The following is a 14,302-nucleotide window of genomic DNA, read 5'->3' as shown; positions in this document are numbered from 1 at the left end:
CAAGGCAAACTGGAACGGTGAAGCCTGCCATCCTGCGGCCAGACCACCTGTTGCCCGCCCACTCGGTCCCGCCGCCCTGGCCGGGCCGGACGGTACGCCTCGACGGCGCGACCACCTACGTCCGGGACACGCCGGCCACCGGACCGGACGCCGAGCCGGCACTGTACGTGCACGGCCTGGGCGGCTCGTCGCAGAACTGGACCGACCTGGCCGGTCTGCTCACCGACCGGTTGGACGGCCAGGCGATCGACCTGCCCGGGTTCGGCCGCAGTGAGCCGGGTCGGCGCTACACCGTGCCGGTCTTCGCCGAGCGGGTGATCCGCTGGATCGAGTACTCGGACCGTGGCCCGGTGCACCTGTTCGGCAACTCGTTGGGTGGGGCGATCTCGGTGCGGGTGGCCGCCGTCCGTCCGGACCTGGTCCGGACCCTGACACTGGTGTCGCCGGCCCTGCCGTTCCTCGACTTCCGTCGGTCGTTGCAGGGCCGGATGCTGCCGTTGCTGGCGATTCCCCGAGGCGAGCGGCTGGCCGCCTGGCGGCTCGCCCAGGTGGCACCGGAGGTGATGGCCCAGCAGGTGATGGAGGCGTGCGTGGCCGACCTCAGCCGGATCTGTGACCAGCGCCGCCAGGAGGCACTGGAGGAGATCCGGATCCGGTACCAGGCAGAGCACTACGCCGCGGCATATGTCCGGACCTTCCGCGGACTGGTCTCCACCTTCCTGCGGTCCTACCTGCCCGGGTCCGGATCCCTGTGGCGGCTGGCCCGCACGGTGAGTGCACCGACACTGGTCATCGGGGGCCGGCAGGATCGGCTGATCGACGTGCGGGTGGCGCCGCAGACCGCCCGGGTGATTCCGGACAGCAGGTTGTTGATGCTCGACGACGTCGGTCATGTGGCGCAACTGGAGGTGCCACGGCTGGTGGCTCGGGCCGTGCTGGGGCTGCTCACCGAGATGGGGGACTCCGCCCGCCGGGCAGACCTGGCAGGATAACCGGGGTGCACAGCCCGGGTAGCCGTCATCGGTCGACTCGATCCGATGGCCGGCATGCCGCCGGGCGGAGGCCGAATCGTCGCACCCGACCGGTGGCCTCGACGGCGACCGCCGAGGGTGGGAAGCGGTCCTGGCCGCGCCGACCGGGCGCTCTCGCCCGGGTGGTCGTGCTGCTGGCCGCGGTCGGTGCTGCCGTGGCCATGGTGGCCGGAAGCACCGATGGGCCCGCCGGCAAGGTGATTCCGGTGACGTCCCCGTTGGCGGTGGCACCGCCAACGATCCCGGCGTCGCCGTCGCCGTCGGAGGTGCCCCCGTCACCCGAGCCGCCGGTGCTGCAGGAGCCGGGGCCGCTCCCGTCGACCGGGCCGGGCCGCTTCCGCTATGACGATCAGGTTGGACCGGTGTTGGGCACGGCTGGTGCCGTCCAGCGCTACCGGGTCGCGGTGGAGTCCGGCTCCGGGGTGAAGGTGGGCGAGTTCGGCCTGGCGGTACGGGCTGCGTTGGCCGGCCCGGGAAGCTGGGTGGACAGCGGTCGGCTGCGGTTGCGGCAGGTGACCGCCGACTCCCGGTTCGACTTCACCGTCTACCTGGTCACCGCCGGGACGGCGGCCCGGATGTGCGCCGCCGGGAACGTCGACATCCGGATCGGTGGCCAGCCCTACACCTCCTGCCGGGCGCCGGGAAAGGTGATCATCAACCTGGACCGGTGGCGACTGTCGGTGCCGCACTTCGTCGAGGCCGAGGTGCCACTCTCGGTCTACCGCACGTACGTGATCAATCACGAGGTCGGGCACCAGTTGGGCAACCGGCACGAGCGCTGCCCGCGTCGGGGTGAACCAGCGCCGGTGATGATGCAGCAGACGCTGTTCCTGAAGGGCTGCGTCGCGAATCCCTGGCCGTATCTGGACGGCCGGCGTTACGCCGGTCCGCCGCTCTGAGCGAGGCACAGGGCGGGTGCCCGCCTCCGCGGCGGACCGGTACGACGGGGGCATGATCGGGCACGGGTCACGCTTGCGCGTAATGCGGTGATACGCCGGAATTGGGTGCGACGATACCTGTATGCCGTTTCCACCCCTCGATCGCGGCCCTGGACGTTCGGGTCACCCGCCCGGAGGTCCGCCGGATCCCCGGCCCGTCGCCCGGCGGCGGCAGCGTCGGCTCGGCACGACCCTCGGGATGGTGCTGGCGCTCGCGATCACCGCCTCGGTGCTGCTGGTTCGCGCCGGCGACCGGGCGGCCGGTCCGGAGCCGGGCGGTCGCCACCGGATCGCGTACGGCGCCGGTGCCGACGAGCAGACCGGGCCGAGCCGGTACCCGAGGGCGGGCGCCGGCAGCTTCGCGGTGGCGGTCGGCGGCACTGGAGTGCGGGGCGAGGACGGGCCGGTGGCCCGCTACCGGGTGGCCGTCGAGCAGGACATCGGTCAGGATCCGGCGGCCTTCGCCGCCGACGTCGACGCGGTGCTGGGCGATCCACGCAGTTGGATCGGCTCCGGCGGGCTGCGCGTGCAGCGGGTCGCCGAGGCGGTGGACGCGGACTTCACCATCTACCTGGCCACCCCGCTCACCTCGGAGACGATGTGCGCCGACGGTGGGCTGAGCACGGAGGGCTACACCTCGTGCCGGCTGCCCGGCAAAGTGATCATCAACCTGGCGCGCTGGCTGGAGGCGGTGCCGGACTACGGAGCGCCGATCGAGGTCTACCGGGCATACGTGATCAACCATGAGGTCGGTCACGAGTTCGGCGAGGGTCACGAGGCGTGCCCGGCGCCGGGCCGCCCGGCACCGGTCATGCAGCAGCAGACGTACGGGCTGGACGGCTGCGTACCGAACGCCTGGCCCGTCCTCGACGGTCACCGCTACGCCGGCGACCTCATCGACTGACCCGACGGCCGGCTATTCCCGCTCCCGCATGGCGGGCGACGTGTCCCTGCTCATGGTCGATGGACGCTCCGGCGAGCGACAATGGCCGGGTCGTCCGCCACATCGATCCCGGGGAGTCCTCCGTGTCGTTGCCCCCGCTCGTCGAACCCGCCGCCGAGCTCACCGTTGACGAGATCCGCCGCTACTCGCGGCACCTGATCATCCCCGATGTCGGGGTGACCGGGCAGAAGCGGCTGAAGAACGCCCGGGTGCTCTGTGTCGGCGCCGGTGGGCTCGGTTCCCCCGCGCTGATGTACCTGGCGGCTGCCGGGGTCGGCACGCTCGGCATCATCGACTTCGACACCGTCGACGAGTCCAACCTCCAGCGCCAGATCATCCACGGCGTCTCGGACGTGGGCCGGTCCAAGGCCGAGTCGGCCGCAGCGACGATCCGTGAGATCAACCCGCTGGTCAACGTGGAGATCCACAACACCGCACTGGACCGGGAGAACGTCCGCGAGATCTTCGCCGGGTATGACCTGATCGTCGACGGCACGGACAACTTCGCCACCCGGTACATGGTCAACGACGCGGCGGTGCTGCTCGGCAAGCCGTACGTCTGGGGTTCGATCTACCGGTTCGACGGCCAGGCGTCGGTGTTCTGGGCCGAGCACGGTCCCTGCTACCGCTGCCTCTACCCGGAGCCCCCGCCGCCCGGCATGGTTCCCTCCTGCGCGGAGGGCGGCGTGCTCGGCGTGCTCTGCGCCTCGATCGGCTCGATCCAGGTCAACGAGGCGATCAAGCTGCTCGCCGGTATCGGTGAGCCGCTGGTCGGCCGGCTGATGGTCTACGACGCCCTGGAGATGAGCTACCGCAAGATCAAGGTGCGCAAGGACCCGAACTGCGTGCTCTGCGGTGAGAACGCCACCCTCACCGATCTGCTGGAGGACTACGAGGACTTCTGCGGCGCGGTGTCGGTGGAGGCCCAGGAGGCGGTGGTCGACGCGACCATCACCGCCGCGGAGTTGAAGGAGTGGCAGGACGCCGGCAAGGACATCTTCCTCGTCGACGTGCGGGAGCCGGCCGAGTACGAGATCGTGCGCATCCCCGGCGCCACCCTGATCCCCAAGGGCGAGATCCTCTCCGGCGAGGCGCTGTCGAAGCTCCCGCAGGACAAGCAGATCGTGCTGCACTGCAAGTCCGGTGTCCGGTCCGCCGAGGCGCTCGCCTCGCTGAAGGCCGCCGGCTTCCGCGACGCAGTGCACGTGCAGGGCGGGGTGCTCTCCTGGATCAAGCAGATCGACCCCTCCCTCCCCGCGTACTGAGATGCAAGGAAGGGCCCCTTCTTAACGCCTCCGGTAGAGAAGGGGCCCCCTGTTAACACCCGGGTCAACACCCGGCCGTCGGCCGGTCCCACCTGCCCGTACTACTGAGGCGGGATCACCTTTCCGCCGGTACCGTGGCCGCCGTGGTCGATATCGACGCCGCGATCGGGTTCGTGGTGGCTCACGGAGATGTGGTGGAGCGTGCCCGCCTGTCCTGGTTGCGTACCGGCACGTCGCCTCCGCCGGAAGTGCTCGACAGCGCCGAGGTCGGCCAGACGCTTGGTGGCGGCTGGCCGGCGTCCTGGGGTGACGAGGTCGCGTCGGTCGACGCGACCTGCTTTCGCCTGTCCGAGCTGGCCGACCTCGGGGCGCTGGGCCGCCAGTCCGCCCGCCGGGCGCTGGACTGGCTCGCCGCCGCCCAGCAGCGCGACGGCTGCTGGGAGGAGGACGCGGCGCTCGCGGACACCGCTCCCGAGTGGGCCCGCCCGGGTGATCCGGAGGCGCGGTTCTACCTGACCGCCAACGCCGCCTTCTGGCTCACGGTGGCCGGCCTGGACGCCCGGGCCGCCGGGCCGCTCGACCACCGGGTCGGCGGGGCGTACGCCGGCGTGGTGCACGCCGCCGGCCAGGCGCTGGCCGCCCAGCTGCGCCGCGACGGCAGTTGGCCCTCGTTTCTGGCCGCCGGATGGTTGAGCGCGGCGGTCCTGCACCGGCAGCAGATGTTCTACGAGTCGGCGCAGATCAAGGCGGTGCTCGCCGAGCGGATCCCGCAGGCGTCACCGGCCGACGCCGCCTGGCTCGCCGCGACGCTGCGCCGGGTCGGCGTGGACGAGCACGAGTGGACGCTGGTGGCGGCCCGCCGTCGGCTGTCCGAGACGCAACGCAGCGACGGCGGGTGGACCAGCGACGACGGCCACCAGTTCGACGTCCACGCCACCCTCGCCGTGATCAGCGCCTTCCGCTGAGCCCGCCGCTGCGGATCCACGGGAGCGCGTGGGCGCTCAGCGGAGGTGGCCGGTGCCGGTGACGACGTACTTGGTGCTGGTCAGCTCGGGCAGGCCCATCGGGCCGCGGGCGTGCAGTTTCTGGGTGGAGATGCCGATCTCGGCGCCGAAGCCGAACTCGCCGCCGTCGGTGAACCGGGTCGAGGCGTTGACCATCACGGCCGCCGAGTCGACCCGGGCCACGAACTCCCGGGCGGCCGACTGCGAGTCGGTGACGATCGCCTCGGTGTGGCCGCTGCCGTACCGCCGGATGTGGCCGACCGCCGCGTCGAGCGAGTCGACGACGGCGACCGAGATGTCCGCGGACAGGTACTCGGTGGCGAAGTCCTCGTCGGTGGCCGGGACCACCGCATCGGAGTACGCGGCCGTCCGGGCGTCGCCGTGCACGGTGACCCCGGCCTCGGCGAAGGCGGTCAGCATCGCCGGCAGGAAGTCGTCGGCGACCGACGCGTGCACCAGTAGCGACTCGGCCGTGTTGCAGGTGGAGAGCCGCTGGGTCTTGGCGTTCAGCGTGACCGCCACGGCCATCGACAGGTCGGCGGCGGCGTCCACGTAGACGTGGCAGTTGCCCACCCCGGTCTCGATCACCGGCACGGTCGACTCCTCGACCACTGTGCGGATCAGCGATGCTCCGCCGCGCGGGATCAGTACGTCCACCAGACCGCGGGCCCGCATCAACTCCTTGACCGAATCGCGGGAGCTGGCGTCGACCAGCTGCACCGCGTCCGCCGGCAGACCGGCGCCGTCGACCGCGTCGCGCAGCACGGCCACCAGCGCCGCGTTGGAGTGCGCGGCCGAGGAGGATCCCCGCAGCAGCGCCGCGTTGCCGGCCTTCAGACAGATCCCGGCGGCGTCCACGGTCACGTTGGGTCGGCCCTCGTAGATGATGCCGACCACGCCGAACGGCACCCGGATCTGCCGCAACTCCAGCCCGTTGGGCAGAGTCGAGCCGCGTACCACCTCACCGACCGGGTCGGGCAGCGCGGCCATCTGGCGCAGTGCGTCGGCGATGGCGGCGACCCGGCCTTCGTCGAGGGCGAGCCGGTCCAGCACGGCCGCGCTCAGCCCGGCCTCGCGCCCGGCCGTCAGGTCCGCGCCGTTCGCGGTCAGGATCTCCGGGGTACGCGCCACCAGCGCGTCGGCCATCGCGTGCAGCGCGGCGTCCTTGGTGGTACGCGTCGCCACCGCCAGCGCCTCCGCCGCGGTACGCGCCCGGCGGGCCTGCTCGCTCACGCTCATCCCATGCTCCTCAGTTCGGGTTAGGAGGGGGCCCCTTCAATACACCAGGCGTTAACAGGGGCCCCTGCTTACAGCAGCACCAGGTCGTCGCGGTGGACGACCTCTCGTTCGTACGCCGGGCCGAGCGCCGCGGCGAGGTCGGCGGTGGAGCGGCCGAGCAGGCCGGGCAGTTCGATCGCGTCGTAGTTGACCAGACCTCGGGCCACCGGCGCGCCGGAGGTGTCGACCAGGTCGACCGGGTCGCCGGCGGTGAACGCGCCGTCCACGGCCGTGATCCCCGCCGGCAGCAGTGACTTGCGCCGGCCCACCACCGCGGCGACCGCCCCGGGGTCGAGGTGCAGCCGTCCTCGGGGCGCGGTGGCGTGGGCGAGCCAGAACAGCCGGGCCGCGGGTCGCCGGAGGCTGGGGTGGAAGAAGGTGCCGACCGGCTGGCCGGCCAGCGCCGCGACGGCCTGGCCGGCGGAGGTGAGCACCACCGGGATGCCGAATCCGGTGGCGATTCGCGCCGCCTCGACCTTGGTCACCATGCCGCCGGTGCCGACCCCCGCGCGGCCGGTGCCGCCGATCTCGACGCCGGCCAGGTCCGCCTCGTCGCGTACCTCGGCGATGCGGCGGGAGCCGGGGCGCGACGGGTGGCCGGTCCAGAGCGCGTCGACGTCGGAGAGGAGGACCAGCAGGTCGGCGTCGACCAGGGCGGCCACCAGCGCGGCGAGCCGGTCGTTGTCGCCGAACCGGATCTCCTCGGTGGCGACCGTGTCGTTCTCGTTGACGATCGGCACCGCCCGCAGGTCGAGCAGCTTGCGCAGGGTGCGGTACGCGTTGCGGTAGTGCGCCCGGCGGGTGACGTCGTCGACGGTGAGCAGCACCTGGCCGACGGTGCGGCCGTGCCGGGCGAACGCGGCCGCGTACCGCCCGATCAGCAGGCCCTGGCCGACGCTGGCGGCGGCCTGCTGGGTGGCCAGGTCACGCGGTCGGCGGGGCAGCCCGAGCGGGGCGAGGCCGGCGGCGATCGCGCCGGAGGAGACCAGCACCACTTCGCGTCCGTCGGCCGTCCGGGTGCCGAGGGCGTCGACCAGCGCGTCGACCTGCCCGTCGTCCAGCCCGCCGGTGGCGGTGGTCAACGAGGAAGATCCGATCTTGACAACGACCCGCCGGGCCGTCGTGACTGCGTCGCGCACCCGCCCATTCTGCGCTGTCGTCGCCGCGGGGCCGGCCGCCGTTCCCATAGTCTGGCCGCTTGTGACACCTGACGAGTACGTCGAGGCGGTGCTGGAGCTCGTCGACCGGATACCGCCCGGCCGGGTGATGTCGTACGGGGCGGTGGCCGACGCGCTCGCCGAGCGGTCCGGCCGGGCGTCGGCCCGGCTGGTGGGCTCGATCATGGCCCGGCACGGTGGTGGCGTCCCCTGGCACCGGGTGGTCAACGCCGCCGGCGGCATGCCGCCCCGGATCGCGGCGCAGGCCCGGGCGCGGTGGCTCGCCGAGAGCACCCCGGTGCGCCACGACCGGGTGGACATGCGGGCGGCCAGTTGGTGGCCCGGAGAGGGGATGTGACCAGTGCCATAACGTGAGTAATATTCGGCGCCATGAACGCGCCGCCTGGTGGCTCCGGCCCACCACCACCCCCTGCCGGCCTGCCGCGCGGGGTGCATGCCGGTTACGCGCTCGGCTCGCTGGCCACCGGCGCGTTCGGCACCGTGCCGGGCCTGTTGCTACTGCCGTACCTCACCGACACGCTCGGCGTGACCGCCGGGGTGGCGGCCCTGCTGGTGCTGCTGCCGAAAGCGTGGGACGTGCTGGTCAACCCGGTGGCCGGGCGCATCTCCGACCGCACCCGTTCGCGCTGGGGAGCCCGCCGGCCGTACCTGCTCTTCGGTGGGCTGGCGCTGGCCGTGCTCTTCGGCTCGATCTTCGCCGCGCCGTTCGGCGCCGGTCCAGCCGCCGGGACGTACGTCGCCGTCGCCTTCCTGGCCACCGCGACCGCGTTCGCCTTCTTCCAGGTGCCGTACGTGGCGATGCCGGCCGAGTTGACCAGCGACTACGCCGAACGTACCCGGATGATGACCTGGCGGATCGCGGTGCTGGCGCTGGCCATCCTGGTGGCCGGCGCGGTGGCCCCACTGGTGCGCGACGCGGCCGGTGGGGGTGTCCCGGGGCACCGCTGGATGGGTGTCTTCGTGGCCGCGCTGATCGCGTTGGGCGCGGTGGGCGCCTTCCTCGGCACCCGGTCGGCGCCGCAGGGTGCGGTGGGGGAGAGCGAGCCCACCCTGCGTGCCCAACTCGCCGTCGCCGGCCGCAACCGGCCCTTCCGGGCGCTGCTGCTGTGCTTCGTGGTGCAGTCCGCCGGGGTGGCGACGATCCTCGCCGGCGTGCAGTACTTCGCCGACCACGTGCTGCGTGACTCACTCACCGGCCCGACCGTCCTGTTCGTCTGCTTCGTCGGTCCGGCGCTGGTGGTGATGCCGCTCTGGTCCCGGGTGGGTGCCCGGTTGGGCAAGCTCGCCGCGCTGGTGGCGGCGTCGCTGATCCTGTCGCTCGCCGGCCTGACTCTGGTCGCCGCGCCGGTCCTGCCCGCCGCCGTGATCTACCTGCTGGTCGGATTGATCGGCGTCGGCTACGCCGGGCAGCAGGTGTTCGCGCTGGCCATGCTTCCGGACTGCATCGCGTACGACACCGCCCGCACCGGCCGTCGGCAGGCCGGCGTCTTCACCGGCCTCTGGACGGCCGGCGAGACCTTCGGCCTGGCCCTGGGCCCCGGAATCTACGGCCTGGTGCTCGCCGTCTCCGGCTACGTCTCCTCCTCGACCGGAACCGCCGCGCCCCAGTCCGACTCGGCCCGCCTCGGCGTCCTGCTCGGCTTCACCGTGCTCCCCGCGCTGCTGATCGCCCTGGCCACCCTCCTCCTGCGCCCCTACGACCTAACCCCCACCCGGCTGGCCGCCCCCGCTCCACCTCCCGCCGATCATGGAGTTGTGGCAGGAACAAAAGCCGCCGGTAATCACGGAAAGGGCACCATAACTCCATGATCGACGAGAGTGGGTCGGCGCTGTCCCAGCACGGCGTGCCGGCGGAACAGGTGCTGGCGGAGATCAGGCAGTTGCGGGCGATGGACCGGCCCACCCACGGCGGGCGACTGTTCGCCTACGTCTACGACCCCGCCGTGCCGGGCCTGGACGAACTCGCCGCCGCCGCGTACGCGGAGAGTGCCCACGTCAACGGGCTCGACCCGACCGCCTTTCCGTCCCTGCTCGCCATGGAGAACGCGCTGGTCGGCGCGGCCGCGCGGCTGCTCGGCGGCGGGCCCGGCACGAGCGCGCCGGACGTGGTCGGCAGCGTCACCAGCGGCGGCACCGAGTCGCTCATCCTGGCCGTGAAGGCCGCCCGGGACGCCCGCCCGGACATCGCGACACCCCGGATCGTGGTGCCCGCCAGCGCCCACGCCGCGTTCGCCAAGGCGGCCCACTACCTTCGGGTGAAGCTCGACACGGTGCCACTCGACCCGGCCACCCTGCGGCCGGCGGTCGCCGACGTGGCCGCCGCCGTCGGGCCCGACACGGTGCTGGTGGTCTGCTCCGCACCCTCGTACGCGCACGGCGTCGTCGACCCGGTCGAGCAGATCGCCGAGGTGGCCGCCGCAGCCGGGGTGCGCTGCCACGTGGACGCCTGCTTCGGCGGCTGGACCCTGCCGTACCTGCGCCGCCTCGGCGTGCCGGTGCCGGCGTTCGACCTCGCCGTGCCCGGGGTCACCTCGATCTCCGTCGACCTGCACAAGTACGCATACGCCCCGAAGGGCGTGTCGGTGCTGCTGCACCGGGATCCGGCGTTGCGCGCCCCGCAGTACTTCGCGTACGCCGACTGGCCCGGGTACACGATGATCAACCCGGTGATCTCCTCCACCCGCTCCGGTGGGCCGACCGCCGCCGCGTACGCGACGCTGCGGCACCTCGGCGACGACGGGTACCTGGAGCTGACCCGGCGGACCCGGGAAGCGGTACGGGAACTGGCCGAGGCGGTACGCGAGGTCGACGGGTTGCGACTGGTCGCCGAACCGGAGTCCACCGTGGTCTGCTACACCGCCACGGACTCCGGTCCGGACCTGTTCGTGCTGGTCGACGAGCTGGCCGCGCGCGGCTGGCACACCCAGCCCCAGCTCACGTACGCCGGGCTGCCGCGCAGCGTGCACCTGACGGTCACCGCGGCGGTGGCGCCCCGGGTGGCCGAGTTCGGCCCCGACCTGACCGACGCGGTCGCCGCCGCCCGCGCGGCCGGTCCGGTCGCGTTGCCGCCGGAACTGCTCGCCCTGGCCGGTTCGCTCGCCCCGGAGACGCTCACCACCGACCTCGTCGCCGCAGTCGCCGCCGGCCTGGGCCTGGGCACCGGCGGGGGGCTGCCCGATCGGATGGCCCCGGTGAACACCCTGCTGGACGCGGCGCCCCCGGCGGTGCGGGAGCGGCTGCTGGTCGAATTCGTCAGCCTGCTGCAACGCCCGGCCTACTGAACCGCCCGCCGCCCGCCGCCGGTTCACGACAGCGCGCACGACGACGCGCACGACGACGCGCACGACGGCGCGCGGTGTTGGGCGCGGTGTTAACAGGGGGCCCCGCTACTACCCGAGGCGTTAACAGGGCGCCCCTCCTTTCACCGGTGCCGCCGCCCGCAGGCGGCTGTGGTTGACTGTCGGAGACGGGAGGGGGAGCGGTGGTGCAGCTGCCTGCGGTGCTCGGCGAGCCGATCCGGTTCGTGCTCAACTGGGGCCGGCGGTACTCGCTCTGGGTCTTCAACTTCGGCCTGGCCTGCTGCGCCATCGAGTTCATCGCGACCAGCATGTCCCGTCACGACTTCATGCGGCTCGGTGTGATCCCGTTCGCCCACGGGCCCCGGCAGGCCGACCTGATGGTGGTCTCCGGCACGGTCACCGACAAGATGGCACCGGCGATCAAGCGGCTCTACGACCAGATGCCCGAGCCGAAGTACGTCATCTCGTTCGGTGCGTGCTCCAACTGCGGCGGCCCGTACTGGGACTCGTACTCGGTGACCAAGGGCGTCGACCAGCTCATTCCGGTCGACGTCTACGTGCCCGGCTGCCCGCCCCGACCGGAGGCGCTGCTGCACGGCATCCTCCGCCTGCAGGAGAAGATCGCCGCCGAGCAGTCCGGCATCGGCGGGGTGCCCCGCCCCGACCTGCTCGCCCCGCCGGTGGACGCCCCGCCGGCCGACGGCGCACCGGCGCGCTCCACCGCCTCCCTCACCGCACCGCCGGTACGGCCGTCGAACCCCTGACGGAAGCTGCCGGTGGTGGTCCGGTCGGCGGACGGAACCGATCGCTCGGTTGGCCGCCGCGGTGGTGAGGCTTCGCTAGCGTACGGTCCATGACCGACGTCGCGGAGCAGCGTTCCGCCTTCATCGTCAAGGTGCTGACCGAGGAGTTCGGCACCCTGATGGCGCTCGACCCGGCCGCCTTCCGGCGCAAGTTCCGCAAGATGGCCGCCTCGCCGTTCGCCTTCTACCGGGGCAGTGCCAGTCTCTTCTACGCCGACCAGCGCGGCGACTTCGCCGACGACCGGTTCCTCGACGGGCAGACCAGCCGGGTGTGGATCCACGGCGACCTGCACGCCGAGAACTTCGGCACCTACATGAACGGCACCGGCCAGCTCGTCTTCAACGTCAACGACTTCGACGAGGCGTACGTCGGGCCGTTCACCTGGGACCTGCGCCGGTTCGTCGCCAGCGTGGCGCTGATCGGCTACACCAAGGCGCTCTCCGACCGGGTGATCAGCGACCTGGTGACCGGTTTCGCCGACTCCTACCTGACCGAGTTGCGGGCCATCGTCGCGGGTGGCGACGACGCGATCGGTTCGATCACCCTGGACAATGCCGACGGTGTGCTGCGCCGGGTGCTTCAGCAGGCGCGGCTCAACACCCGGATCGACCTGCTCCGTGGCCAGACCACGATCGACAACTACGAGCGGCGCTTCTCCCTCGGCGACGGGGTGTACGAGGTCGACGGCGACACCCGGGCGCGGGTCTGCGCGGCGTTCGAGGCGTACCTGGACACGTTGCCGGCGTCGAGAACGGGCCAGGCTCGTCCGGTTTCGGCACAGATTTCGGCACAGATCAAGGATGTGGTGCAGCGCAAGGGCGTGGGGATCGGCTCGGCCGGGCTGCCGTCGTACACCCTCTTGTTGGAGGGGCACACCCAGGCGCTGGAGAACGACGTCGTCGTCTACATGAAGCAGGCGCAGCTGCCGGCGGTGGCCCGGTACGTGGACGACGAGCGGGTCCGTGGCTACTTCCGGCACCAGGGGCACCGCACCGCCGAGTCGCAGCGGGCCCTGCAGGCGCACGCCGACCCGTGGGTGGGCTTCACCGAGCTGGACGGGGTCGGCCAGCTCGTCGCCGAGGTCTCGCCCTACGCGGCCGACCTGGACTGGGCGGATGTCAACGAGCCCGAGGAACTGGCCGGGGTGCTGGCGGACCTGGGCCACGCGGTCGCCCGGATGCACTCGGTGGCCGACGACGAGTCCAGCCACGATCTGGTCGACTACTCCACCGAGGACGCCATCGTCGCCGCCGTCGACGCCGACACCGAAGGGTTCGTGGCACATCTGGTCGATTTCGCCCACGCGTACGGGGTACGCGCCCGGCAGGACCACCAGCTCTTCGTGGACCTGTTCCGCAACGGCCGGCTGCCCGGCATCTGAGGTCCCCGTTCCGGCCGGTGGCGGCCGGCCAGGTCAGGCGGTGAAGTCGAGGACGACCTTGATGTCCTGCGGTCCGGGGGAGTAGGCGGCGGCGTACTCCGACAGCGGCACCCGGCGGGTGACCAGCGCGCCGAGCCAGGCGGGGTCGGCCTTCGACAACGCCTCGGCGGCGCCGTTCCAGTGCCGCCGGTTGGCGTTCACCGAACCGAAGACGACGTTGTTCTCCAGCACGAGGGTCCGGTTGAGCGCTCCCGCGTCGAAGTCGATGATCCGGCCGCCGCTGGACACCCCGGCCAGGCAGACGATCCCGGTGGGACCGACCTTGCACATCGCTTCCAGGACGACCACCGGCGCGCCGGTGCACTCGATGATGACGTCCGGCTCGAAGTCGAGCTGGTCGAGCGGTCCGCTGTGGTACGCCGCGCCGAGCGCACCGGCCAACGCCGGCTTCGGGCCCTCGGTGGCCAGGTCGAGCACGTGCACGGAGAGACCTCGCTGGCTGGCCAGGAGCGCGGCGAGTAGGCCGATCGGCCCGGCGCCGGTGATCAGCGCGTTGCGCGGCTGCCACTCCGTCCGCCGGCCGATCCGGTCGATGTGGTCCCACGCCTTGGCCACCACGCTGGTCGGTTCGAGCAGCATGCCCACCTCGGTCAGTGCCGGATCGAGCCCGACCGCGAAGCCGGGCTGCAGCCGCCACCGCTCGCGGGCGAAGCCCGGCAGGGCCTTGATGCCGTGCTCGGTGAACATGCCGTTGCGGCACATGTCCCACTCGTCGACCGCGCAGTTCGGGCAGGGCAGCGGATCCGGGTGCCGGACGATCCCGGCGACCAGGTCACCGGGTTGCAGCGTGCCGGTAGGGTCTTCCAGCACCCGGCCCAGCGACTCGTGCCCGAGCACCAGGTGGTCGGACCCGGGCGGCGCCTCGCCGTACTGTCCCTCGATGATCTCGATGTCGGTCCCGCAGACACCCACCGAGATGGCTTCCACCAGGATCGGGCCCTCCTCGTTGGCCGGGTCCGGGTAGTCGTCGAGCAGCCGTAACGAGCCTGGCACTCCGGGAATGACAGTCACAGCGCGCACGAGCCCATCCTGGTGACCATCGGCGGGTCACCGCAGGCGAAGTCCTGATCGTCACCCTGCTGCGTGTACCGGGCCGGCGCGCTCGGCCGCCGACGCCCATA

The 14,302-nt window shown here is 72.2% G+C and carries 13 protein-coding genes; 10 read left to right on the top strand and 3 right to left on the bottom strand.

All coding sequences use genetic code 11. From position 1 onward, the window contains the following. Nucleotides 1-17: 17 nt before the first annotated feature. The 5 genes from BMY89_RS10870 (at nucleotide 18) to BMY89_RS10850 (ending at nucleotide 5,142) form a co-directional block, all read left to right on the top strand. Entirely contained in the window at nucleotides 18-992 is a 975-nt protein-coding gene (locus BMY89_RS10870) for an alpha/beta fold hydrolase (RefSeq protein WP_092378796.1), read from the top strand. Between the two features lie 92 nt (nucleotides 993-1,084). After that, on the top strand, nucleotides 1,085-1,930 hold the full coding sequence (locus BMY89_RS10865) for a DUF3152 domain-containing protein (protein WP_232521176.1): 846 nt from the start codon (nucleotides 1,085-1,087) through the stop codon (nucleotides 1,928-1,930). A gap of 121 nt (nucleotides 1,931-2,051) precedes the next feature. Next, on the top strand, nucleotides 2,052-2,873 hold the full coding sequence (locus BMY89_RS10860; protein WP_232521174.1) for a DUF3152 domain-containing protein: 822 nt from the start codon (nucleotides 2,052-2,054) through the stop codon (nucleotides 2,871-2,873). Nucleotides 2,874-2,995: 122 nt separating this feature from the next. Beyond that, nucleotides 2,996-4,177, top strand: a complete 1,182-nt coding sequence (moeZ, locus tag BMY89_RS10855; RefSeq protein WP_092379302.1) for an adenylyltransferase/sulfurtransferase MoeZ — start codon at nucleotides 2,996-2,998, stop codon at nucleotides 4,175-4,177. Nucleotides 4,178-4,269: 92 nt separating this feature from the next. Continuing rightward, a complete protein-coding gene (locus BMY89_RS10850; RefSeq protein ID WP_092378790.1) occupies nucleotides 4,270-5,142 on the top strand; it encodes a prenyltransferase/squalene oxidase repeat-containing protein in 873 nt (290 codons plus the stop codon). 36 nt (nucleotides 5,143-5,178) lie between these two features. Here the strand turns inward: BMY89_RS10850 and BMY89_RS10845 are convergent, their stop codons facing one another. After that, entirely contained in the window at nucleotides 5,179-6,420 is a 1,242-nt protein-coding gene (locus tag BMY89_RS10845) for a glutamate-5-semialdehyde dehydrogenase (RefSeq protein ID WP_092378787.1), read from the bottom strand. Between the two features lie 68 nt (nucleotides 6,421-6,488). Next, nucleotides 6,489-7,646, bottom strand: a complete 1,158-nt coding sequence (proB, locus tag BMY89_RS10840; protein ID WP_092378783.1) for a glutamate 5-kinase — start codon at nucleotides 7,644-7,646, stop codon at nucleotides 6,489-6,491. Nucleotides 7,647-7,659: 13 nt separating this feature from the next. Here proB and BMY89_RS10835 point away from each other — a divergent pair, with 13 nt between their 5' ends. From BMY89_RS10835 to BMY89_RS10815, 5 genes are all read left to right on the top strand, one after another. Further along, the gene (locus tag BMY89_RS10835) at nucleotides 7,660-7,974 is read left to right on the top strand and encodes an MGMT family protein (RefSeq protein WP_092378779.1); all 315 of its coding nucleotides are present in this window, start codon (nucleotides 7,660-7,662) and stop codon (nucleotides 7,972-7,974) included. 32 nt (nucleotides 7,975-8,006) lie between these two features. Then, nucleotides 8,007-9,446: an MFS transporter gene (locus BMY89_RS10830; RefSeq protein ID WP_092378775.1), complete on the top strand. Its 1,440-nt coding sequence runs from the start codon at nucleotides 8,007-8,009 to the stop codon at nucleotides 9,444-9,446. Next, nucleotides 9,443-10,918 (top strand): pyridoxal phosphate-dependent decarboxylase family protein, encoded by a 1,476-nt coding sequence (locus BMY89_RS10825; RefSeq protein WP_092378772.1) that lies wholly within the window; start codon nucleotides 9,443-9,445, stop codon nucleotides 10,916-10,918. The genes BMY89_RS10830 and BMY89_RS10825 overlap by 4 nt, the downstream gene beginning before the upstream one ends. Before the next feature lie 203 nt (nucleotides 10,919-11,121). Continuing rightward, nucleotides 11,122-11,700: an NADH-quinone oxidoreductase subunit B gene (locus BMY89_RS10820; RefSeq protein WP_092379299.1), complete on the top strand. Its 579-nt coding sequence runs from the start codon at nucleotides 11,122-11,124 to the stop codon at nucleotides 11,698-11,700. 89 nt (nucleotides 11,701-11,789) lie between these two features. After that, a complete protein-coding gene (locus BMY89_RS10815; protein ID WP_092378767.1) occupies nucleotides 11,790-13,121 on the top strand; it encodes a DUF2252 domain-containing protein in 1,332 nt (443 codons plus the stop codon). Nucleotides 13,122-13,154: 33 nt separating this feature from the next. Here BMY89_RS10815 and BMY89_RS10810 read toward each other — a convergent pair whose 3' ends face one another. Then, the gene (locus BMY89_RS10810; protein ID WP_092378754.1) at nucleotides 13,155-14,201 is read right to left on the bottom strand and encodes a glucose 1-dehydrogenase; all 1,047 of its coding nucleotides are present in this window, start codon (nucleotides 14,199-14,201) and stop codon (nucleotides 13,155-13,157) included. Between the last annotated feature and the right edge of the window lie 101 nt (nucleotides 14,202-14,302).

Origin of the sequence: Micromonospora phaseoli, assembly GCF_900109115.1 — a bacterium.
Classification (GTDB): domain Bacteria; phylum Actinomycetota; class Actinomycetes; order Mycobacteriales; family Micromonosporaceae; genus Micromonospora; species Micromonospora phaseoli.
Note: the sequence above shows the minus strand (reverse complement) of the source record. Positions and strands in the feature narration are given on the sequence as shown.

Coding starts and splice junctions, on each gene's coding strand:
- BMY89_RS10845 (WP_092378787.1), bottom strand. CDS start 6,420: ATGAGCGTGAGCGAGCAGGCCCGCCGGGCGCGTACCGCGGCGGAGGCG.
- BMY89_RS10860 (WP_232521174.1), top strand. CDS start 2,052: ATGCCGTTTCCACCCCTCGATCGCGGCCCTGGACGTTCGGGTCACCCG.
- BMY89_RS10825 (WP_092378772.1), top strand. CDS start 9,443: ATGATCGACGAGAGTGGGTCGGCGCTGTCCCAGCACGGCGTGCCGGCG.
- proB (WP_092378783.1), bottom strand. CDS start 7,646: ATGGGAACGGCGGCCGGCCCCGCGGCGACGACAGCGCAGAATGGGCGG.
- BMY89_RS10830 (WP_092378775.1), top strand. CDS start 8,007: ATGAACGCGCCGCCTGGTGGCTCCGGCCCACCACCACCCCCTGCCGGC.
- BMY89_RS10815 (WP_092378767.1), top strand. CDS start 11,790: ATGACCGACGTCGCGGAGCAGCGTTCCGCCTTCATCGTCAAGGTGCTG.